This window comes from Avibacterium sp. 21-595, assembly GCF_023611905.1.
Lineage (GTDB): Bacteria > Pseudomonadota > Gammaproteobacteria > Enterobacterales > Pasteurellaceae > Avibacterium.
Genome location: NZ_CP091455.1, coordinates 2,061,434 through 2,084,439 on the forward strand (window position 1 = coordinate 2,061,434; position 23,006 = coordinate 2,084,439).

23 protein-coding genes are annotated in these 23,006 nt (G+C 40.0%); 7 read left to right on the plus strand and 16 right to left on the minus strand.

The window, feature by feature from the left end; all coding sequences use genetic code 11:
• Window positions 1–14 precede the first annotated feature (14 nt).
• Both yaaA and ung read right to left on the minus strand, forming a co-directional pair.
• On the minus strand, window positions 15–791 hold the full coding sequence (gene yaaA, locus L4F92_RS09550) for a peroxide stress protein YaaA (RefSeq protein ID WP_250363547.1): 777 nt from the start codon (window positions 789–791) through the stop codon (window positions 15–17).
• Between the two features lie 21 nt (window positions 792–812).
• A complete protein-coding gene (gene ung / locus L4F92_RS09555; protein WP_250349532.1) occupies window positions 813–1,481 on the minus strand; it encodes a uracil-DNA glycosylase in 669 nt (222 codons plus the stop codon).
• Between the two features lie 282 nt (window positions 1,482–1,763).
• On the opposite strand from ung, the gene grcA reads away from it, so the two are divergent.
• Window positions 1,764–2,147, plus strand: a complete 384-nt coding sequence (gene grcA / locus L4F92_RS09560; RefSeq protein ID WP_103853427.1) for an autonomous glycyl radical cofactor GrcA — start codon at window positions 1,764–1,766, stop codon at window positions 2,145–2,147.
• A gap of 252 nt (window positions 2,148–2,399) precedes the next feature.
• Here grcA and artM read toward each other — a convergent pair whose 3' ends face one another.
• The 5 genes from artM to L4F92_RS09585 form a co-directional block, all read right to left on the minus strand.
• Window positions 2,400–3,083, minus strand: a complete 684-nt coding sequence (gene artM, locus L4F92_RS09565) for an arginine ABC transporter permease ArtM (RefSeq protein WP_250363548.1) — start codon at window positions 3,081–3,083, stop codon at window positions 2,400–2,402.
• Window positions 3,083–3,754, minus strand: coding sequence for an arginine ABC transporter permease ArtQ (gene artQ / locus L4F92_RS09570; protein ID WP_250349530.1), 672 nt, complete (start codon window positions 3,752–3,754; stop codon window positions 3,083–3,085). Before artQ ends, artM begins: the two co-directional genes overlap by 1 nt.
• A 5-nt stretch (window positions 3,755–3,759) precedes the next feature.
• A complete protein-coding gene (locus tag L4F92_RS09575) occupies window positions 3,760–4,482 on the minus strand; it encodes a transporter substrate-binding domain-containing protein (protein ID WP_250363549.1) in 723 nt (240 codons plus the stop codon).
• A gap of 11 nt (window positions 4,483–4,493) precedes the next feature.
• Complete coding sequence (gene artP, locus L4F92_RS09580) at window positions 4,494–5,231, minus strand: arginine ABC transporter ATP-binding protein ArtP (protein WP_250363550.1); 738 nt, start codon at window positions 5,229–5,231, stop codon at window positions 4,494–4,496.
• A 114-nt stretch (window positions 5,232–5,345) separates the two neighbouring features.
• Window positions 5,346–6,413 (minus strand): AI-2E family transporter, encoded by a 1,068-nt coding sequence (locus tag L4F92_RS09585; protein ID WP_250363551.1) that lies wholly within the window; start codon window positions 6,411–6,413, stop codon window positions 5,346–5,348.
• A gap of 232 nt (window positions 6,414–6,645) precedes the next feature.
• Here L4F92_RS09585 and arsC point away from each other — a divergent pair, with 232 nt between their 5' ends.
• The 3 genes from arsC (at window position 6,646) to L4F92_RS09600 (ending at window position 7,653) form a co-directional block, all read left to right on the plus strand.
• Window positions 6,646–6,996, plus strand: coding sequence for an arsenate reductase (glutaredoxin) (gene arsC, locus L4F92_RS09590; protein ID WP_250363552.1), 351 nt, complete (start codon window positions 6,646–6,648; stop codon window positions 6,994–6,996).
• Window positions 6,997–7,079: 83 nt separating this feature from the next.
• On the plus strand, window positions 7,080–7,388 hold the full coding sequence (locus L4F92_RS09595; protein ID WP_250364595.1) for an alternative ribosome-rescue factor A: 309 nt from the start codon (window positions 7,080–7,082) through the stop codon (window positions 7,386–7,388).
• Window positions 7,360–7,653 (plus strand): DUF5377 family protein, encoded by a 294-nt coding sequence (locus L4F92_RS09600; RefSeq protein ID WP_250363553.1) that lies wholly within the window; start codon window positions 7,360–7,362, stop codon window positions 7,651–7,653. Before L4F92_RS09595 ends, L4F92_RS09600 begins: the two co-directional genes overlap by 29 nt.
• Window positions 7,654–7,715: 62 nt before the next feature.
• Here the strand turns inward: L4F92_RS09600 and glnA are convergent, their stop codons facing one another.
• Window positions 7,716–9,134 (minus strand): glutamate--ammonia ligase, encoded by a 1,419-nt coding sequence (gene glnA / locus L4F92_RS09605; RefSeq protein WP_250363554.1) that lies wholly within the window; start codon window positions 9,132–9,134, stop codon window positions 7,716–7,718.
• Window positions 9,135–9,449: 315 nt separating this feature from the next.
• Between glnA and typA the strand changes: the two genes are divergently transcribed.
• Complete coding sequence (gene typA, locus L4F92_RS09610) at window positions 9,450–11,300, plus strand: translational GTPase TypA (protein ID WP_250349522.1); 1,851 nt, start codon at window positions 9,450–9,452, stop codon at window positions 11,298–11,300.
• Between the two features lie 202 nt (window positions 11,301–11,502).
• On the opposite strand, the gene L4F92_RS09615 is transcribed toward typA, so the two are convergent.
• The 4 genes from L4F92_RS09615 to L4F92_RS09630 form a co-directional block, all read right to left on the minus strand.
• A complete protein-coding gene (locus L4F92_RS09615) occupies window positions 11,503–12,204 on the minus strand; it encodes a LutC/YkgG family protein (protein ID WP_250363555.1) in 702 nt (233 codons plus the stop codon).
• Window positions 12,204–13,616: a LutB/LldF family L-lactate oxidation iron-sulfur protein gene (locus L4F92_RS09620; RefSeq protein WP_250349520.1), complete on the minus strand. Its 1,413-nt coding sequence runs from the start codon at window positions 13,614–13,616 to the stop codon at window positions 12,204–12,206. Before L4F92_RS09620 ends, L4F92_RS09615 begins: the two co-directional genes overlap by 1 nt.
• Before the next feature lies 1 nt (window position 13,617).
• Window positions 13,618–14,349, minus strand: coding sequence for a (Fe-S)-binding protein (locus tag L4F92_RS09625; RefSeq protein ID WP_250349519.1), 732 nt, complete (start codon window positions 14,347–14,349; stop codon window positions 13,618–13,620).
• Between the two features lie 76 nt (window positions 14,350–14,425).
• A complete protein-coding gene (locus L4F92_RS09630) occupies window positions 14,426–16,021 on the minus strand; it encodes a lactate permease LctP family transporter (protein ID WP_250349518.1) in 1,596 nt (531 codons plus the stop codon).
• Between the two features lie 291 nt (window positions 16,022–16,312).
• On the opposite strand from L4F92_RS09630, the gene der reads away from it, so the two are divergent.
• Window positions 16,313–17,845 carry a ribosome biogenesis GTPase Der gene (gene der / locus L4F92_RS09635; RefSeq protein WP_250363556.1) on the plus strand — a complete coding sequence of 511 codons (1,533 nt, stop codon included), beginning with the start codon at window positions 16,313–16,315 and terminating at the stop codon, window positions 17,843–17,845.
• A 75-nt stretch (window positions 17,846–17,920) separates the two neighbouring features.
• Here der and L4F92_RS09640 read toward each other — a convergent pair whose 3' ends face one another.
• Genes L4F92_RS09640 through udk form a run of 4 tightly spaced genes read right to left on the minus strand, consistent with a single transcriptional unit; the run spans window position 17,921 to window position 21,718 of the window.
• A complete protein-coding gene (locus tag L4F92_RS09640; RefSeq protein WP_250363557.1) occupies window positions 17,921–19,111 on the minus strand; it encodes a sugar transporter in 1,191 nt (396 codons plus the stop codon).
• A 57-nt stretch (window positions 19,112–19,168) separates the two neighbouring features.
• Window positions 19,169–20,479: a hypothetical protein gene (locus L4F92_RS09645; RefSeq protein ID WP_250363558.1), complete on the minus strand. Its 1,311-nt coding sequence runs from the start codon at window positions 20,477–20,479 to the stop codon at window positions 19,169–19,171.
• Between the two features lie 3 nt (window positions 20,480–20,482).
• The gene (gene dcd / locus L4F92_RS09650) at window positions 20,483–21,067 is read right to left on the minus strand and encodes a dCTP deaminase (protein ID WP_250363559.1); all 585 of its coding nucleotides are present in this window, start codon (window positions 21,065–21,067) and stop codon (window positions 20,483–20,485) included.
• Between the two features lie 9 nt (window positions 21,068–21,076).
• Window positions 21,077–21,718 (minus strand): uridine kinase, encoded by a 642-nt coding sequence (udk, locus tag L4F92_RS09655; RefSeq protein WP_250363560.1) that lies wholly within the window; start codon window positions 21,716–21,718, stop codon window positions 21,077–21,079.
• 223 nt (window positions 21,719–21,941) lie between these two features.
• On the opposite strand from udk, the gene L4F92_RS09660 reads away from it, so the two are divergent.
• Entirely contained in the window at window positions 21,942–22,982 is a 1,041-nt protein-coding gene (locus L4F92_RS09660; RefSeq protein WP_250363561.1) for an ABC transporter substrate-binding protein, read from the plus strand.
• The last annotated feature ends 24 nt before the right edge of the window (window positions 22,983–23,006 follow it).

The window sequence follows — 23,006 nt, forward strand, 5'->3', positions numbered from 1 at the left end:
TTAGCGCTTTCATTTTATTCACTCAAATCGCGTTTAAACACGAATTCCTTTTCTGTTGATGAAGTGGCATCAAACCAGTAACCTGCGAGATCGAACGCTTTTAATTGTTCTACTTGGGTGAGCCGATTTTGAATAAGGTAGCGACACATCAAACCGCGCGCTTTTTTCGCATAAAAGCTGATGACTTTATATTTCCCATTTTTATTGTCTAAAAAAACTGGTTTCACAATATGTGCATTCAATTCACTTTCTTTGACGGATTTATAGTACTCATCCGAAGCAAGATTAATCAACACATTATCCCCTTGTTGATCTAACGCGTGCTGTAGCGTCGTCGTGATAATATTGCCCCAAAAATGATATAAATCTTTGCCTTTCGGGTTGGCTAATTTCGTTCCCATTTCTAAACGGTAAGGCTGCATTAAATCTAAAGGGCGTAACAAACCATATAAGCCTGACAACATTCTCAAATGCTGTTGCGCGAATAAAATATCCTCACGAGATAAATGTTCTGCATCTAACCCCGTGTACACATCGCCTTTGAAAGCAAAAATCGCCGGGCGTGAGTTTTGTTCGTGGTGAACCTTATCCCATTGGGCAAAACGAGCCACATTTAATGCGGCTAATTTATCGCTAATTGACATTAAAGACGCCACCTCATTTGGCGCAAGCTGGCGACAAATATCAATAAGCTGTTCGCTATATTGCGTTAAATCAGGCTGAGAAACGTCAAATTTTTCTACCGCACTTTCAAAATCAAGGGTTTTAGCGGGAGAGATAATTGCTAACATAATGAAATCCTTATAAATATGCTAAACCATTAAGGGGAGCTGCCATTCAATTGGCGATAATTGATGTTGTTGTAAATAGGCATTCGCTTGAGAAAAATGCTTACAGCCAAAAAAACCACGATGTGCCGATAAAGGTGAGGGATGGGGTGCTGTGAGAACACAGTGCTTTTGTCGATCAATAAACTGCCCCTTTTTCTGTGCGTGACTGCCCCATAAGAGAAACACAAGATTTTCTCGCTGTTCATTCAAGGCTGAAATAACACGATCAGTAAAGGTTTCCCAACCAAAGTTTGAATGGGAATGGGCTTTGCCTTGTTCCACCGTTAAAACCGTGTTCAATAATAGCACGCCTTGTTGCGCCCAGCTGACTAAATAGCCGTGCTGAGGAATTTGAAAGCCCACATCATTGGCTAATTCTTTATAAATATTCACTAACGAAGGGGGAGGCGCAACACCGGGCTTCACCGAAAAAGATAGCCCGTGCGCTTGATTTGGACCGTGGTAAGGGTCTTGCCCTAAAATCACCACTTTCACTTGATCAAATTCGGTTAATTTGAAAGCATTGAAAATCTCATTCGTTGGTGGATACACAATTTTACCCACCGCTTTTTCACGCTGGATTTGCTGTAAAATTTGCTGAAAATAAGGCTGGCTTTTCTCGCCACCAATCACATCTTTCCACGTTTTCATTTTGTTTTCCTCAGCGTTAAACTTAGAATGAGATTATAAATAACCTCCCCCCAAATTAACAGCCTCTATTTTGATTTAATTATTTAACCATTCTTTAAATAAATGTTAATTAAATGTTAAATTTAAAATAATGATTTCATTTTATTTTTGATGTATATCAATTTCACTATTTTTGTTTGGTAAATTCAATCTGATCCATATCAAAATAATTGAATTGGTCAAATTTTTTGATAAAATCCCTACCAACTTATGATTAATTAACAAACAAATTTAGGAGTTCTTATGATTAAAGGTATTCAAATCACTCAAGCTGCCAATGACAATCTTTTAAACTCATTTTGGCTATTAGACAGTGAAAAAGGTGAAGCACGTTGTTTATGTGCAAAAGGTGATTTCACAGAAGATCAAATCGTAGCAGTTAGCGAATTAGGTCAAATCGAATATCGTGAATTACCTGTTGATGTTGCTCCAACTGTAAAAGTAGAAGGCGGTCAGCATTTAAACGTAAACGTTTTACGTCGTGAAACATTAGAAGATGCGGTTAAAAACCCTGAAAAATACCCACAATTAACAATCCGTGTTTCTGGTTATGCAGTACGTTTTAATTCATTAACACCAGAACAACAACGTGATGTAATTACTCGTACTTTCACTGAAAGTTTATAATTTATCTGATTGTAGTTTAGACGCAAAAAATCGCCCTATACTTTAGGGCGATTTTTTTCTAACTGTATTACTTTCAAATAATTTTCAAAAAACTCAAGGGAATAAAAAATCTTTTTATCCCTTTCCCCAAAAAACTTTGTTGAGATAAAATTATTTATCTCCACAAAATTTTTATTCAAAAGTAAAACAGATACGGGAGATTTTAAAATGTTCTTCTAGTGAGAAATGTTATGCATTGGCAATATTTCCACGCTAAGAACGCTCCACTTCTAATCTTTCAAACATCAGCACTTTGTTTTCTAACTTGCGTAATAATAATGTCGCAATGCCTGTGATGGCAAGGTAGATAACACCTGCAATTCCATAAATAGTGAGTGCATCATATTCTGTGCCGTACAGTTGTCTTGCATAGCCCATAATATCCAAAATGGTAATGGTTGACGCAAGAGACGTGCCTTTAAACACCAAAATGATTTCATTGCTGTAAGAGGGTAAAGCACGTTTTAAGGCATAAGGAATTAAAATTTTGAGGGTTTGCCAACGAGTTAATCCAAGTGCTGCACAACTTTCCCACTGCCCTTTGGAGATCGCTTTGACTGCGCCATAAAATAACTGTGTGGAATAAGCAGCACTATTTAAAGCAAGGGTGAGCATTGCACAAAACCACGCATTAGACAATAGCGTCCAAGCTGGGCTTTCTACGATCCATTGGAACTGTCCGGGGCCGTAATAAATTAAGAAAAATTGCACTAATAGCGGTGTGCCGGTGAATAAAGTGAGGAAAATATTTACCGCACTTTTTAATAGTTTATTTTCCATAGCAAGAATAAAGGTCAATGCAATGGCTAAAATAAACGCCAAAAAGAGGGCCGAAATGGTGAGCAATAAGCTTGTTGGAATGCCTTGTGCGATGGTGATGAAATAATCGTGAATCATTATTCCACTCCTCTTTCAAAACGGGTGAAGCGCCATTCAAGCTTGCGGATTAGCATTTGGCTGATTAGTGTAATCACTAAATACATCAATGCGGCAAAGCCATACCAAGTGAACGGTTCGTGTGTTCTTGTGTTGATCAATTCAGCTTGACGCATTAAATCGTGTACCCCAATTAATGAAACTAAGGCAGTATCTTTCAATAGCACTAACCATTGATTACTCAACCCCGGTAAGGCGTGTCGCCAAACTTGTGGCATAATGATATGCAAAAAGGTGTAACCACGGCTTAAACCAAGGGCAGCGCCCGATTCCCATTGTCCTAATGGAATTGCTTTAATTGCCCCACGCAGAGACTGTGAAGCATAAGCAGCAAAAATGATAGAAAGTGCAAGCACGCCACAAAAGAACGGGCTAAGTTCTAAATATTTTCCTGTGATTAATTCCAAAACTTCGGGAATACCAAAATAAATTAAGAACACCACGAGAATTTCAGGCAAGCCGCGTAATAAGGTGATCACAATAGCACTCGGTTTACGCACAGATTGCCATTTGCTCATTTCTAAGCTAACAAAAATGAGTGATAAAATCAGCCCGAAGAATAAAGAACACACCGCTAACCCTAAGGTCATTAGGGTTGCGGTGTACATTAAAGGAAGATAATCCACAAACATAGCGATTATTTAGTCATCCATTTGTCGTAAATTTTTTGGTATTCACCGTTTGCTTTAATGGCTTCAATACCTTTGTTTAAACTTTCCACTAAAGTAGTGTTAGATTTATTTACGGCGATACCTAAGCCATTGTTAAAGTAACGCTTATCCGTAACACGCTCGCCCACAAAAGTTAATTCTGGATTTTTCTCGAACATATCACGTAATACATCGGTATCACCAAAGATCAAATCAATACGTCCATTTTTTAAGTCTAGAATTGCATCTTGCAAACTTGCGTAAGATTTTGTTGTGTATTGTTTTGCCTCAGCATTGGCATATTGTTGATAAGTTGTCCCATTTTGCACGCCAACGGTTTTCGCTGTGGCTAAATCTGCTTTCCCTTTCACCGCGATAAAGCTTGCAGAGCTTTCATAGTAAGGCTGGCTGAATGCCACTTGCTTAGCGCGTGCTTCCGTAATATCAATGGCGGAAATTGCTGCATCAAACCCACGTCCTTTAATTAAACTTGGAATTAACGCATCAAAAGCTTGGCTTTTAAAATGGCAAGTGGCTTCAATTTCTTTACAAATTGCGTTGGCAATATCGACATCAAAGCCCACAATTTCGCCTTTTTCATTGGTTAATTCAAAGGGTGGATAGCTCGGTTCCATTGCAAAGGTAATATCTTGTGCTTGCACCATTGCGGCTGAACTTGCTAAAAGTGTAGCTAAAAGTAATTTTTTCATTGTGTAATTCCTTAATGTGAATGAGATAAGTATTGTTTAAATTGTTCCGTTTTCGGTTGGATGAAACAGCTTGCATCCCCCATTTCAATGATATGACCTTTTTCCATATACACCACTTTGGTCGCAACTTTCTGTGCCACAGAAACTTCGTGCGTTACGATCACTTGAGTAATGCCTGTTTGTTGCAGTTCCTGAATAATTGACACCACTTGCGCGGTGATTTCAGGATCTAGTGCTGCCGTAGGTTCATCAAATAATAAAACCTGTGGTTTCATCATTAATGCGCGCGCAATCGCTACACGCTGTTGTTGCCCGCCAGAAAGATGTAATGGAAAACGCTCAGCAAATTCCTCCAAGCGTAAACGAGCAAGCAATTCAAGTGCTTGTTTTTTCGCGGTTTCTTTATCCAAACCTAGCACTTTTACGGGTGCTTCAATCAAATTTTCAATCACGCTTAAATGTGGCCATAAATTGTACTGCTGAAATACCATCCCCACATCTTGGCGTAATTGACGCATTTGTTTTGGGTTTGCCCTTGCCGCAGAAAGATCAAATTTATTATTAGCAATAACGAGTTCGCCTGATTTTGGCACTTCTAGTAGGTTTAAAGTACGAATCAGTGTACTTTTTCCTGCACCACTTGGCCCTAATAAAACCACGGTATCACCATCTTCCGCCGTTAAATTAATGTCAAACAGGGCTTGTGATGAACCGTAGAAAAAATTGAGATTTTTTACACTAATGGTCATTTTTGTTGTTAGCTCTACATTCAAAGTTGAAATAATATTAATATTTTTTGCATAAGTATGCAAATAAAAAGTTAAAAATTTTCACCGCACTTTTGTTTTAAGGGGAAAATTCGCTTAACTTTGTCCCGCACTTTCATCAGAAGGCCAAGAATGCACCACTGCTTTGACTAAAGTAGCAAGGGGGATCGCAAAAAACACGCCCCAGAAGCCCCATAATCCACCAAAAATAAGTACGGCAACAATGATAGTCAGTGGATTGAGGTTTACCGCTTCAGAAAATAAAAATGGCACAAGCAGGTTTCCATCTAAAATTTGACTTACCACATAAGCAGCGATTAATGACCAAAAAGTCGGCGTAATACCAAATTGCGACATCGCCACTAAAGCTACCGGAATACTCACTAACACCGCCCCCACATAAGGCACAAGGACAGAAAGCCCCACGGTAACAGCAAGCAATAAGGCATAACGCAGATCAAAAAAGAGGAAGATTGCATAAGTAATCACACCAACGACAAGAATTTCAATAATTTTGCCACGAATATAATTGGCAATTTGTTTTTGCATTTCTTGCCATACTTCATCAGCCAGTTTGCGATTGCGAGGTAAAAATCCGCTGATATAAGTGAGTAATTCTTGTTTATCCTTTAATAAGAAAAATACCATTAATGGTACAAGGAAAGCATAGATGCCCAAGCTCACAAGGCTGATAATAGAAGAAATTGAAAGTTTGAGCGCCGATTCGCCAAAGCCTAAAATTTTGCTTTTCACACTGGTGAAAAAGCTGTCGATCATTTGATAATCCACCACTTCAGGATAATGTTCCGGCAAAGAAAGTAGCCAATCGTTAAGAGAATTAAACATATGTGGCAATTCACTGAACAAATTAATCGTTTGATTCACTAAGGTGGGAATGAGTACCAGCGCAATAATCAGCACAATGCTAATAAAGCCACCAAGCACAAGAAGGGTTGCCAGTAAGCGAGGGAATTTGAGTTTCTCATTTAACACGCGAATAGGCATTTCCAACAAATAAGCCAATACGATCGCCACCAACAACGGCGCAAGTAAATCACTAAAAAAATAAATGGCGATAAAACCAAACAGCAAAATGGCAAGTAATGCCATCGCCTGCGGATCACTAAATCGGCGTTTGTACCAATTTTTCAACATTTCTAACATAAAGCCTCCTTTCAGTGAGAATTTGTGCCGATTATAAGGTAAAATCAGGGGGATTTATATTAGGGGCTGTTGATAATTTATTGTACATTTGAGTTATCGTTTAAAATTAGCACAATTGAAGTGGCGTCCAAAATCAAGAATGCTTTCCTTGATAAGAGCGACAGCAAAAAGTGTGCTAATCTAATACAGCCCCAAATGAATTCTCAACAGCCCCTAATAAAAGGAATTTTCTATGACCGTCAAAATTTATCACAACCCACGTTGTTCAAAAAGTCGCGAAACCCTTGCATTATTACAACAGCACGGCATTGAGCCTGAAATTGAGCTTTATTTAGAAAAGCAATATTCCGTTGATTTCTTGCAGCAATTAGCACAAAAGTTACAGCTAAACAGTGTGCGAGAAATGATGAGAACGAAAGATGAGTTATACCGCACATTGCATTTGGATTCACACACCGTTACGGAAACGCAGTTACTTGAAGCAATCGCACAGCATTCCGCCTTGCTTGAACGCCCGATTGTAGTCAATGGAGAAAAAGCAAAGATTGGTCGCCCACCAGAAAGTGTTTTAGCAATTTTATAATTTCTTCGCTATAATAATGCCCGCTCCGCCATAATCATTGAGCGGGCATTATTTTTACCCATTTTATTTATTAAGAGGCAATGATGAAAAAGAAAACATCTTTTGCGCCCGTTGCTGAGGTGCAAGGTTGCACCACCTATCAGCATAACAAAGGGACAATTCGAGATAACGCCATTCAGGCATTATTATCCGATAAATTATTTCGCCAACGCATTGAAAAGAAACGAAAAGGCAAAGGCAGCTATCAGCGTAAGGCAAAACATCAAGGGAAATATGTTGAAAAGCCCGATTATCAAGTTTTTGGCAACAGAGATTTTATAATCGGGTTTTTCTTAACAAAAATAGCAAATAGAGGAAGTCATTATGTCAATCAGAACAGAATGTTTATTTAGCAACGAATGGAACGTACGCATTAGCGATCCCGGTGAAGAAGGCGCCCACAGTCATTTTTTTGAGAAAATTTATATCACACTTGATGCCCATATTGAAGGTGAACATATCACCTATGAATTTACACGCAAAGTAGAAGATCAAGTAAACATTAATCGCACTTTCACCGAATTAAACGAATTATTCAAATTTTTAGGCGAATACCTTGATCCCGTAGCGCTAGGATTTTTAGGGGTAAAAATAGGTCATTTAGGTGTAACGGCTTAATCTAATTAGGAACTAAAGCTAAAAAAGAGCGATTTTTCAACCGCTCTTTCTTTTATTTAGAGTTAAGCATAATACATTTCAAATTCCACTGGGTGTGGAGTCATATTTAAACGTTCTACTTCTTTACGTTTCATTGCAATAAAGGCATCCACAAATTCTTTACTGAATACGCCACCTTGGGTTAAGAAGCCATAATCTTGTTCGAGAGCGTTTAATGCTTCTTCTAATGAACCTGCAACCGCTGGAATTTCTTTTAATTCTTCTGGTGGAAGATCATAAAGGTTTTTATCCATTGCATCGCCAGGGTGAATTTTATTCACAATACCGTCTAATCCAGCCATTAATAATGCAGAGAAAGCTAAGTATGGGTTAGCCATTGGATCTGGGAAACGAGCCTCAATACGGATTGCTTTCGGGCTAGTTACCGCCGGAATACGAATTGAAGCTGAACGATTACTTGCTGAATAAGCCAATAATACAGGCGCTTCAAAACCCGGTACTAAACGTTTATATGAGTTGGTTGAAGGGTTAGTAAAGGCATTTAATGCTTTAGCGTGTTTGATAATGCCACCAATGTAGTAAAGTGCGGTTTCAGAAAGCCCTGCATATTTATCGCCTTGGAAAATATTTTTGCCGTCTTTACTTAAAGACATATTACAGTGCATACCAGATCCGTTATCGCCTGTGATTGGTTTTGGCATAAAACAGGCGGTTTTGCCGTGTTCTAATGCGACATTTTGTACGACATATTTATAAATTTGGGTTTCATCCGCTTTTAGGGTAAGTGAGTTAAATTTGGTCGCGATTTCATTTTGTCCTGCGGTCGCCACTTCGTGGTGATGTGCTTCAACGACTAATCCCATTTCTTCTAAAATCAAGCACATTTCAGAGCGAATATCGTGCGCGGTATCATTTGGCGCAACGGCACAGTAACCGCCTTTGGTTAGAGGACGATAACCATTGTTGCCCCCCTCATAGGCTTTATTCGTATTCCAAGCGCCCTCAATATCATCTACAACATAAGAATTACCATTCATTGCTGAGCCAAAACGCACATCATCAAATAAGAAAAACTCTGGTTCTGGGCCGAAAAAAACATCGTCTGCAATACCTGTTGAACGCATATAATTTTCTGCACGGATTGCAATAGAGCGTGGATCACGATCATAGCTTTGCATTGTGGTGGGTTCATAAATACTGCAACGAAGGGATAAGGTTGGAATTTGTGCGAAAGGATCAACTACGGCGGTTTCAGCGATTGGCATTAATAACATATCCGCTTTATTAATCGCTTTCCAGCCTTCTACCGAGGAGCCGTCAAACATTTTACCATCCTCAAATAAGTCTTCATCAATGAGACTAACTGGTAAAGATACGCCGTGCTCTTTTCCTTTTATATCCGTAAAACGCAGAAGAACGAATTTAATGTCATTCTCTTCAATTAATTTAAACACATTGGCAACGGCCGCTTCATTTGACATAGTGATAATCCTCATAAATATGATTGCTAGAGTTGAGATAATGGGTGTGCAATGCACGCTGGCTAAAATATCACATCACTTGCAAAATTCAAGGGGCGAGCGAGATTTTAATTTTACTCAAGTGCGGGGAAAAAATTCGACATTTTTACACCGCACTTTATAAAATGCTCTCCAAAAGACAGCACACCACTTATTTCTAATTATTCATAGCTCAAGCCGATAAAACGTTGTATAATCTGCAACCTTTTCGTGCAATCTTACGAATAAGATTGCACATTATTCAAACATCATTATTGATAACAAAAGACTTTTCAAATGACAGATACCATTGATATTAACAAATTGCGTAACATCGCAATTATTGCTCACGTTGACCACGGAAAAACGACCCTTGTTGATAAATTATTACAACAATCAGGCACCCTTGAAGCAAGCCGTGCGGACGCAGATGAGCGTGTAATGGACTCCAACGATCTTGAGAAAGAACGTGGCATTACCATTCTTGCAAAAAATACCGCAATTAACTGGAACGATTACCGTATAAATATTGTTGATACCCCGGGACACGCTGATTTTGGCGGTGAAGTAGAACGCGTGCTTTCTATGGTGGATAGCGTATTACTCGTTGTTGATGCCTTTGACGGCCCGATGCCACAAACGCGCTTTGTTACCCAAAAAGCCTTTGCTCACGGGTTAAAACCCATTGTGGTGATTAATAAGGTAGATAGACCGGGTGCGCGCCCTGATTGGGTGGTGGATCAAGTCTTCGATCTTTTCGTCAATCTTGGGGCAACCGATGAACAACTTGACTTTCCAATTATTTACGCCTCAGCATTAAATGGCGTAGCGGGCTTAGAACACGAAGAGCTGGCAGAAGATATGACGCCATTATTTGAAGCCATTGTAGAACACGTTGAACCACCAAAAGTGGAGCTTGATGCCCCATTCCAAATGCAAATTTCACAGCTTGATTATAGCAACTATGTGGGCGTAATCGGCATTGGGCGTATCAAACGTGGTAAAGTCAAACCAAATCAAGCAGTGACCATTATTGACAGTGAAGGTAAAACACGTAATGGCAAAATTGGTCAAGTATTAGGGCATTTAGGCTTACAACGCTATGAAGAAGATCTTGCGCAAGCGGGCGATATTGTAGCAATTACAGGATTAGGTGAACTCAATATTTCCGACACCATTTGCGATGTGAACAATGTAGAAGCCTTACCAGCATTAAGTGTTGATGAGCCGACGGTAACAATGTTCTTCTGCGTAAACACCTCGCCATTCTGTGGAAAAGAAGGGAAATTTGTTACCTCTCGCCAAATCTTAGAACGCTTAAACAAAGAGCTTGTACATAATGTAGCATTGCGTGTAGAAGAGACCCAAAACCCTGATGAATTCCGTGTTTCAGGGCGTGGTGAATTGCACCTTTCTGTGTTAATTGAAAATATGCGCCGTGAAGGCTATGAGCTTGCGGTATCTCGTCCAAAAGTTATCTTTAAAGAAGAAGACGGTCGTAAACAAGAGCCATTCGAGCAAGTTACCATTGATATTGAAGAACAACATCAAGGTGCGGTAATGGAAGCCTTAGGTATCCGTAAAGGTGAAGTGAAAGATATGATCCCAGACGGCAAAGGACGTACCCGTTTAGAATATATTATCCCAAGCCGTGGTTTAATTGGTTTCCGTAATGAATTTATGACGATGACCTCAGGAACAGGGCTACTCTATTCCACATTCAGCCATTATGATGACGTAAAAGCTGGTGAAATCGGTCAGCGTAAAAATGGTGTATTGATTTCAAATGGTACAGGAAAAGCTCTTGCTTATGCACTATGGGGCTTACAAGAGCGTGGTAAACTGATGATCGATCACGGTGTGGAAGTGTATGAAGGTCAAATTATTGGTATTCACAGCCGCTCAAACGATCTCACAGTAAACTGCTTACAAGGGAAGAAACTCACCAATATGCGTGCTTCAGGAAAAGATGATGCGATCGCCTTAACCACACCAGTACGTTTCTCTCTTGAGCAAGCCATTGAGTTTATTGATGATGATGAATTAGTGGAAGTAACGCCAACTTCAGTACGTATTCGTAAAAAATTACTGACTGAAATGGAACGCAAACGTGCTAGCCGTACCACAACCAGTACGAGTACACATTAATTCCATTATTCTTAAGTAAAAAAGTGCGGTGTTTTTTTTACAAATTTTCCACCGCACTTTTTATCGTAAACCTTGCTATTCCCTTTACTTTAGCCTAGTTTTATTAAGTCAGTCTTCGCAAAAGTTCAAACTAACGTTACACAAAAAAGCCGAATGAAAATCCATTCGACTTTTAATACAGTATAAGTTAAATAACTAAGTGCTAAGCAAGATCATCAATCACTACATACACTTTGGTAGTCGGTCCGTGAACGCCCACCACTTTTACTAACTCAATATCTGCTGTGGAACTTGGGCCTGAAATGATATTCACACAAGAAGGCATTCTTTCGCCTAACACAGCTTTGTCGTGCAGAATTTTAGCAAGTTGTGCGACGCGAGGTAAAACAAGGCTTTTACGTACTACCACAATGGATTTTTCAGGCAATAAACTTACTGAACGGCCTTTATCTTTACCTGAAAATAACACGATTCCCCCTGACTCAGCTAAGCCATATTCTGCATAAGCAATACCGATATTCGCTTGTTCTGCGTGTTTTAGGTTTTCTTCGCCATTTTGTGGTAGCCAGACCGTAGTGTCGTAATGTGCTTGTACCGCTTGAGTAATACCAAGTTGCGCTAAACGCTCATCTCCCGTGAGAATAACTGGCCCACCACCATATTTTTCACACACAGAAAGCACCGCACTTTGTATTTCTGCTTCATTTGTTTCAATCACATCAACCATCATCGCTTTTGCTGATTCGATAAATGCTTGGCATAAAGCTTGCGGGTTAAGATCAGTTAAACGTGTAGTGGCATAATCATTCAGCGGTGCAGGCATTGGTTCTGGCACAAGCTGGCGTGGACGCCCCATTTTTTCCGCAAGTTTGTTCAGAAAGTTTTCTCTATTTTGTACGTCCATTATTTTGCCTCTCTTTTGTTAAACCATTCACGGAAACTTTCGCCATCTGCACTTGGTAGATCGCGTGCTTTTGTCCATTCTGCTAATGCCCCAAATTCAAGCGGTGCTTTACCATTTTTGATGAACTTACTGGCAACTTTCGCCCCAACATTCACGCCCACTTTCCATAACGTTGGGTGGGAATTTGCAAAATTGAAGCCAAAGATAGATAAACGCTCTGCTGCAGGCGTCATACCACTTTGAGCAATATGCTCACGGTGTTTTAGGATAAGCTGTGCCAATGGAATTTTCACTGGGCAAACGGAATTACAAGCTGTACATAACGAGCAGGCGTATGGCAGTTCTTTAAAATCTTCATAACCGCCTAGTAATGGGGAAATGACTGATCCGATTGGTCCCGGATAAATTGAGCCATAACCGTGTCCACCAATTTGGCGATATGCTGGGCAAGTATTTAAACAGGCTCCACAACGGATACAACGTAATACCTCTTTAAATTCACTTTCAAGAATTTTTGAACGGCCATTATCCACGATAACTAAGTGGAATTCTTCAGGGCCATCTGTTTCCCCCGTAAGACGCGGACCTGTTAGCCAAGTGTTATAGCCGGTTAGTTTTGCACCGACTGCACTTCTGGCAAGCATTGTGATTAAAACATCGACTTCCTCAAAGGTAGGCGCAATACGTTCCATTCCCATCACGGCAATGTGCGTTTTCGGTACCGTGGTGGCAAGACGCAAGTTTCCTTCATTGGTAACCAAGCAAAGGCTGCCCGTTTCTGGCACGGCAAAGTTACACCCACTCACACCGATGTCCGCCTCTAAGAAATCTTGGCGGATTTTTTCACGAATAAATAAGGTCATTGCTTCTGGCGTTTCTGGCCCGTCATAGCCTAATTTTTCGTGTAAATCTTTACGGATTTGGTGGCGATCTTTGTGAATGGCTGGCACCACAATATGAGAAGGACGATCTCCGGCAATTTGTAGGATATATTCGCCTAAATCTGTTTCCACCACTTTAATGCCTTCGGCTTCAAGCACTTCATTCATACCGATTTCTTCGGTAACCATTGATTTGGATTTGACAATTTTCTTGGCATTTTTCTCAAGGGCAACTTGACGGATATAATTGGTTGCATCTTCTGCCGTTTCAGCAAAATACACTTTTCCACCATTTTCGCTCACTTTTTCGCTTAATTGATATAAATAAGCATCAAGATTAGCTAAAACGTGGTTACGAATATGTTTTGCCTCATCACGCCATTCTTCCCAATGGCCCAGTTCGTCCACCATTTTTTGGCGATTTGTGCCAATACGTTCTTGCGCCATAACAATGGCTTTTCGCATAATGTCGTTGTGAATTTCATTATCCACACGTTTTTTAAATGCAAGATTACTGGTTTTTAATGACATCTTATTTTTCCTCCTGCATTAATACTTCGGCAATGTGCATCACTTTCACCTTTTTGCCTTCACGACTTAAACGTCCGCCTATATTGAGCAAACAACTCACATCTGCACCGATTAAATAGTCTGGCTCAACCTCAGTAATATGCGCCACTTTTTCTGTAACCATTTCACCAGAAATTTCTGCCATTTTGACGGAAAATGTTCCACCGAAACCACAGCAAGTGCTTTGATTATGAATTGGCAATAATTCTAGCCCTTTCACATTTTGTAATAAGGTTAAAGGTTCGTTCACAATACCTAATTTACGGCTTAAACTACAAGAAGGGTGATAAACTGCTTTTCCCGTTAATCTCGCACCCACATTAGTTACGCCTAATTTATTAACGATAAAATCCGTTAAATCATAAAAACGATCAGACACTTTCTGCGCACGTTCAGCCCACTCAACCTCACCAAAACGGTTAAAATATTCAGGATAATTTTTAATTGCGTAAACACAAGAGCCAGCTGGGGCAACGATAGGGTAATCATTCACTTCAAAGGTCTCTACCAAGTTTTTCATTCCTGCTAAGGCTTGTTTGGTATAACCACTGTTAATCGCAGGCTGTCCACAGCAACCTTGTTTTTCAAGGAAAACAATATGACAGCCCAATTTTTCTAGTAATAATACTGTATTTTTTGCAACGCCGGCTTTCACAACATCAGCGATACAAGTAACGTAAAAATTTACGTTCATAAATTACTCCAACATAATCAAATAGAAATGAAGAAATCAGGCAAAGTTGCCTCTGCCTGATTTGTAATAATTCGCACTAAACGTTAAAGAAAAGTGGAATAATAAATAATGCAACAAGTGCGGCAATGATACCATAAACAATCATTGGTATAATGGTTTTCTTAATGATCGTGCCTTCTTGTTTATCAATATTTAATACTGAGCTTACCGCAACGATATTATTGATACATACCATATTCCCCATTGCGCCGCCCACAGATTGTAAGGCAAGCACAAGGGTGGCTGACAAGCCCGTAATTTCTGCTGTGGAAAGTTGAACACTACCAAAGGTCAGGTTAGAAACCGTATTTGAGCCAGAGAAGAATGCCCCTACCGCACCTAAGTAAGAAGCAAATAATGTCCAGTATTCCCCTGTGGCTTCAGCGAAACTTCGACCGATAATTTTCACCATTGAATTATCGCCACCCACAAGCATTAAATTCACCATAATTAATGCCCCAACGAGTGCTAAAAATGGATTACGAGTTTGTCTTAAGCTTCCCATAAAAATCTCTTTGGTTTTACTTGCCGACAATGAAAATAATGGGATAGAAATTAATACGGTTACCACAAATGGAATTAATGCTGGCACATAAAGCAATTTATAGCTTGCATTAACTGATGTGCCAAAAATGTGTTTTAAGCTGAAAATCAAGCCGTGGCTAATTTCAAATAAACCTAATGAGCCTAATTGCACGCTAAGCCAAGTTGTCGCATCGTTCATCATTGCTTTGAATGGTAATTGTTGCAAACGTGTTACAATCAAAATCGCAATGAGTAACCCTGTTGGCAATAAGGCTTTTACCACTTGCCCCATACTTACTGCATTGTCGTCAAGGTTATTTTCCACTTTTGCTAAACCGATGCCTTTATTCGCCACGAATACAGACACCAACAAGCCAATTGCCCCACCCACTAATGATGGAAATTCATAATTCACTTGTGCTAATAAGAAATAAGGCACCACACAAGCAAAAATACTGATATAAATAAACACAAGATTTTTACGAATTTCACTCCAGCCGACAATTAAACGTAATGCCATTAATGGAATAATTAATGCCGCAAAAGAATGAATTAATGCTGACATTGAACCAATTTCTAAAATTTGCCCTTCATTAAGGTGTAAAGGCCCAAATCCAAACCAAGTTGGCGTACCTACCGCCCCGAAAGAAACGGGAACCGAGTTCATAATTAAGGCTAACATCGCCACTTTTAATGGCGGAAAACCTAGTCCCACTAAAATTGGGGCAGCAATTGCGGCGGGTGTTCCGAAACCACTAGCTCCTTCAATCATAAACGCGAATGCCCAACCGATAATCATAATTTGTGCAACAGGGTTTGGATTAATGTTTCCCAACCATTTACGTAATGTATTCGTTACCCCTGAGGTTTCAGAAAAACGATTAAATAAAATTGCCCCGAAAATCACCGTAATTGGCGTTTGAACCGCCACCAATGCCGCAGTAATATTGGCACTCACAGTGGCAATATCTGTACCGAAGAAAATAAATTGAATAATTAATACCACTACCGCAATCCACGGCAAAGCAACATAAGATGGCAACGCATTACGTTTTACCATTAAATAAATTAATAAAACAATAGGAAAAATACTCAAAAAAAGAGCCATACAAACTACTCCATCAATAATTAATTTTATGACTTAACTGGGTCGCCATTCTATGCTGATTTAATCGATTTAGTAAAATATTTGTTAAGAAATTATGACAGCGATCACAAAAAATTTTAACATTTTGCTAAAAATACTTCCTTCTAGTTAGCCTTTAACCTATCCAATAAGCCATTTCTCATTCAGGGTAAAATCCGCTATAATTAGCCAATTTTGCAAAAAACTTGTTATTTTTTCACCGCACTTTGTTTTTGCCGTGAAAATTTGCCCTAACGAAGATAGAGGTTTTTTATGACAACTCCTGTTGTTGCCCTTGTGGGTCGCCCAAATGTGGGGAAATCCACCTTATTTAATCGCCTAACACGTACTCGTGATGCCCTTGTTGCCGACTTCCCAGGGTTAACACGCGATCGTAAATATGGTCAAGCCAATATTGCTGGTTATGATTTTATCGTGATCGATACGGGCGGTATTGACGGTACCGAAGAAGGCGTTGAAGAAAAAATGGCTGAGCAATCCTTACTTGCCATTGAAGAAGCTGACATTGTATTGTTTCTTGTTGATGCACGTGCTGGACTAACTTCTGCCGATATTGGCATCGCCCAATATTTACGCCAACGTCAAAATAAAACCACCGTGCTGGTTGCCAATAAAACTGACGGTATTGATGCCGATTCACATTGTGCTGAATTTTATCAGCTTGGGTTAGGCGAAATTGTACAAATCGCCGCTTCACAAGGGCGTGGCGTGAACGCGTTAATGGAACAAGTACTTGCCCCCCTTGCTGAACAGAATGCGGAAAAAGAAGCAACGCAAAACCAAAGTGCGGTGAAAAATAACGAAGAAAACCAAGAAGATGAATGGGATCACGAGTTTGATTTCAACAACGAAGAAGATAGCCAGCTTTTAGATGAAGCCCTTGAGGAGGAAGAAGAAAGCGAGCAAGAGCAAAATATCAAAATTGCTATTGTAGGGCGTCCTAACGTGGGTAAATCTACCCTAACGAACCGTATTTTAGGTGAAGATCGCGTCGTGGTTTACGATCTCCCCGGTACAACACGAGATAGCATTTCTATTCCGATGGAACGTGATGGTCAGCATTACACGATCATCGACACCGCTGGCGTGCGTAAACGGGGCAAGGTGCATTTAACAGTAGAAAAATTCTCTGTAATCAAAACCTTACAAGCAATTCAAGAAGCCAATGTGGTACTGCTCACCATTGATGCGCGTGAAGGGATTTCCGACCAAGATCTTTCCTTACTCGGCTTCATCTTAAATGCGGGGCGTTCTTTAGTCATCGTGGTAAACAAGTGGGACGGTTTAGATCAAGAGGTTAAAGATCGTGTAAAGTCAGAATTAGATCGTCGTCTAGATTTTATTGATTTTGCAAGAGTTCACTTTATTTCCGCATTACACGGTAGCGGTGTGGGTAATCTCTTTGATTCCATTAAAGAGGCTTATGCTTGCGCCACGCAAAAAATGACCACCTCAATGCTCACTCGTATCCTACAAATGGCAACTGATGAACATCAACCGCCGATGATGAGTGGTCGCCGAATCAAATTAAAATACGCTCATCCGGGTGGCTATAATCCACCAATTATTGTGGTACACGGCAACCAAATTGATCGCCTGCCAGATAGCTATAAACGTTATTTATCAAACTATTATCGTCGCAGTCTAAAAATCATTGGCTCACCAATTCGCTTACTGTTCCAAGAAGGCAGTAACCCATTTGCAGGGAAACGCAATAAATTGACCCCAAATCAGTTGCGTAAGCGTAAACGTTTGATGAAATTTATAAAAAAATCAAAGAAATAATTAAAATAAAAGGCGATCAACCATCGCCTTTTTTATTACCTACAGAAAAATGAGCTATTTTTCCACCGCACTTAATTATTGCGTTATCTGGATTGGCAAATAACGATAACGTAAATGAATAAATAAAAATAACAGCATACTAAATAATGCCAATATTCCACCAACCACGCCGATATAAGATAATCCCAAATGTTGCATCACTTGATTCCCTAATAATGCGCCGCCACCAATGCCGATATTATAAATCCCTGAAAATATTGCCATTGCGACATCTGTTGCATCGGGAGCAAGTTGTAAAATACGGATCTGTAAACTTAATCCAATCCCTGCAATACCTATTCCCCATAATAAAATTAATGGATAGGTGAACGCAGAATGCTGTTTTAATATTAGCAATGAAAACAAGGAAAGGCTTAGACTTACCATTGCAATAAGTAAAAATTTTGCGGGCCCAAAGCGATGAAAGCGACCAAATAAAAAACTTGCGATCATTCCAGCACAACCAAACAGCAATAAAATCAGGGTCGTTTCTGTTGGCGCAATAGTCACTTCTTGGATCATAAAAGGTTCAACATAGCTATATGCGGTGAAATGAGCTGAAATCACAATGGCGGTAAGAACAAATAATCCAACTAAGAGTGGACGTTTAAATAAAATCGGAACACTTTTCAATGAACCGGCATTTTTACTCACTAAGTGCGGTAATAATTTATAGAGAAAAATCAATACGATAAATGCCACTACGCCAATCACGCCAAAGGTGGTTCGCCAACCCAGCCATTGTCCAATAATACGCCCTAAAGGTAAACCTAACACCATTGCTAATGCACTGCCCATTGCTAACAAACCGAGCGCTTGTGCTTTTTTATCTTTCGGTGCAAGGCGTACTGTAAGCGAGGCGGTAATTGCCCAGAACACGGAATGAGAGATTGCAATGCCAATGCGAGAAATCAGCAATACGTGAAAATTCCACGCCACACAGGACAGTATGTGGCTCAAGATAAACAGAATAAATAGTTTAATCAGCAAGCTACGCCGTTCTAGCTTTGCGGTTAGTAGCATAAAGGGCAAGGAAAGCAAGGAAACAATCCACGCATAAATGGTGATCATCAGCCCAGTTTGGCTGACGGGCATTTGGAAACTTTTCGCGATATCCGATAATAGTGCCACTGGGATAAACTCGGTGGTGTTGAAAATAAACGCGGAAAACGCCATACAAATAACGCGCCATAATTTTACACGGCGAACAATTTTGGGAGATAACATTGTTAATTGGGGTTAGCAAAAAAGGGGGCTATTTTAGCATAGAAGTTTGGGTTTTTCTCAATGGGAAAAATGTTGTTTCAATAGCGCTTTAAGTTGTTTTTTTAATCCTTGCGTGGACTCAATGTGATATTGTGGCGAATAGCAATCACCAAAGAAATGTAACGGCAGTTGGATCTGTTGATATTTTTTCTCACGCAAATTGAGATTAACGCGAAAATCGCATTGCTGGCTGACTTGATCCACTGTCCCTTCGCCTGCCAGTTGAAAATAAGCATCGTGTAATTGTAAATTTTGCCATTGCATTGTTTGCTGATCCCAGATTAATTGGGTACTCAACAGTTCAAAAGGCGAATCCATATTTTGCAAGCGTTCTGTATCATAATTAATCGGCAAACGTTGTGCCACGATGGCTAACAGATTGACATTTTTCGCTTTGCCATTGGTAATCTGTAAACTCGCCTGCCCTTTTTTGATTTTCTGTGCAACCAGTTCCATTTCTCCTTTTAATTGAGCTTGCCCTGTTGCCAATACGGGTAATTTCAACAATGCTAGCCATTGTTCTATGGCGATATTCTGTGCGGAAAACTGCAAACGTTGTGATTCTTGATTAAATTGGAAGTTCATATTCCCTTGTGATAACAAGGCAAGGTTGCCATTTATAAAGTGCGGTTGAAATTCCAGCAGAATTTTTCCCTGCGAAAATGGTATTTGATTAATGCTAAGATCCGTAAAATCAAGTTGGTAATGCTGAGTTTGGTTTTGGGTTTCACTGTGTAAATTCCCTTGTGATAATTGCAATACCACTGTATTCACATCGCCATAAAGTGGCTGTTCAAACTGCCACAGCCCGGCAATTTGCTGAAAAGTTAAGCCATTATTGGAAAGTTGCAAGTTTCCTTGTAAATGGAGTTGACTTTCATTTCGTGTTGCCTGTGCGCTAAACGCCATTTGCAAAGGAGAGGTTAAATTCAATGAGGCATTTTGTGATAACGCATTGAATAAATGGGAAATATCCTGCCAAGCAAGTGCGCTGGGGGTTAGACTAACATTTAGCCCTTGCCATTGAGAACCTGCCATTTTGCCATTATGCAACTGAAGCTCATTCAGCGTAAGCTGACCACTAAGCAAGGTGATAGGATTGAATTCAAGCACAATTTTTTCGAAAAAAAACCACCGCGCTTTTTGTTGAAACTTAACTTGATGTAAGGATAATTGAGTAGGGAAAAGCTGACTTTCTACTTTCGTCACTTGGATATGATGTTGCGCAAGCTGTGCAGAAAGTTGTGCGGTTAAACGTGATTTCTGCCAAAAAAGAAAACATAGCCCAACACACAACAGTGCGATTAGCCATATTATTTTCTTTTTCATTGCTTATTTATCCTTATCAATACGGCTGGCTACCGCATTTTGCTGATCCTTATATTTCGCATCTTGACGGCGATTATAAGGGCGGGCTGCCTCACCACTTAGCACTTCAAAACTTAATGCGCCAATCACCATTTTTGGACGCAGTGCTAAAGGCAATTTACCTGAATTATAAAATTCCAACACGATTCGCCCATTCCAACCCGGATCAATGCGATGTGCAGTAACGTGAACCATCAACCCTAGGCGAGCAAGGGAAGAGCGTCCATCTAGCCAACCGATAATATTTGCGGGCAAAGATACGGCTTCAAAAGTGGTAGCAAGGGCAAGTTCCCCCGGGTGAAGAAAGAATGCCTCACCGTCATCAATGAGAATTTCATCACTCATCACCGCTTCAAGCTGGGCGGAAACCTCTTCTTTTTTGCCACTTAAATCAATATAAGGCGCAGTATGCTCACGAAATACACGGAAAGAATTACCTAAACGGACATCTATTGTTGCGCCATTGATTTTGTCATTATCTGGGCGTGGCGTTAAGCTGATAATACCTTGATCTAAATAACGTTCAATGTCAGTATCACATAATCTCATTGTTATCCCCTATTTGCCTTTCAGTAGATGCAAAATCTGTGCTTTTAACATATTGATTGCAATACGGTTTTTCCCACCACGAGGAACAACAATATCCGCATATTGTTTCGACGGTTCGATAAATTGCAAGAACATTGGACGAACCGTTGCTCGGTATTGATCCACGACCGATTGTAAAGAACGACCACGTTCTTCCATATCGCGTTTTAAACGACGGATAAAGCAAATATCTAATGGTGCATCGACAAACACAGAAATGCTCGCCTCTTGGCGAATGCGTTCATCTGTGAGCAACAAAATCCCTTCTAAAATAATCACTTTCTTTGGTTTGAAATGGGTGGTCTCACCAGTACGCGTGTGTTCTACATAGCTATAAACGGGAATATCTACCGCCTTGCCTGCTTTTAATGTGCGCAAATGTTGCAATAATAAATCACGATCCATTGAATTTGGGTGGTCGTAATTGGTTTTAATGCGCTCTTCAAAAGCAAGGTGGGTTTGATCTTTATAGTAGCTATCTTCGGAAATGATGCCGATGTCTTCGCAACTGAGTTCATCACGAAGTTCTTTATGAATGGTCGAAGCAATAAGGCTTTTTCCTGATGCGGAAGCCCCTGCAATAGCAATAATAATGCAATCTTGATCTGACATAATAGGATTCAATTAAGCGAATGAATAATTTGCGAATTATAAAGAAAAAATTCACTTTTTGATAATAGTTTCCCCCTTTTAATGAAATAAAACGAAAGAAATCTTCTATTTTGTGATGTTGCTCACAGCATTTTTTATCCCATTCAGATAGGATTAACCGCATTTAATTAAGATTAATCAATAAGATAGCCGCTTTTCTCGACAAACCATAAGGAGTACGACAATGAAAGGTAACGCAATTTCTCTCGCAATTTCCACCGCACTTGCCACGTCAGCCTTAATATTCACTGTGCAAGCACAAGCCAAGGGACGCTTAGTGGTATATTGTAGCGCAACGAATGAAATGTGCGAGGCTGAAACCCAAGCCTTCGGTCAAAAATTTGATGTTAAAACCTCTTTTATCCGTAATGGTTCAGGCAGCACCTTTGCCAAAATTGAAGCCGAGAAGAAAAATCCTCAAGCGGACGTATGGTACGGTGGTACGCTTGATCCGCAATCTCAAGCAGGAGAACTTGGTTTATTGGAAGCCTATCGTTCACCGAATGTCAAACAAATTATGCCAAAATTCCAAGATCCCGCGAAAGTCAAAGGCAATTATACCTCTGCGATTTATATGGGTATTTTAGGCTTTGGTGTGAATACTGAACGCTTGAAAAAATTAGGCATCAAAGATGTCCCTAAATGCTGGAAAGACTTGACCGATCCTCGCTTAAAAGGTGAAATTCAAGTGGCTGACCCACAAAGCTCAGGTACAGCTTACACAGCAATTGCGACCTTTGTACAATTATGGGGAGAAGATCAAACTTTCAATTTCTTTAAACAACTTCATCCGAACATCTCCCAATATACCAAATCGGGCATCACACCTTCACGCAATACGGCAAGAGGCGAAACCACCGTAGGGATAGGATTCTTACACGACTATGCCCTTGAAAAACAACAAGGTGCGCCAATTGAATTAGTTGTCCCTTGCGAAGGAACAGGTTACGAACTAGGCGGTGTGAGTATCTTAAAAGGTGCGCGCAACTTAGATAACGCCAAATTATTTGTGGATTGGGCCTTGTCGAAAGAAGGCCAAGAATTAGCCTGGAAAAAAGGACGTGCTTTCCAAACCCTCACGAATATCACCGCAGAACAATCCCCTACGGCGTTTGATCCAACTAAACTTAATTTAATCAATTATGATTTTGAAAAATACGGTGCCTCCGAAGAACGCAAACGCCTAATTAACAAATGGGTGAATGAAGTAAAATTAGCACAGTAATTTAGCCTTAGCATAGTGAGGTGG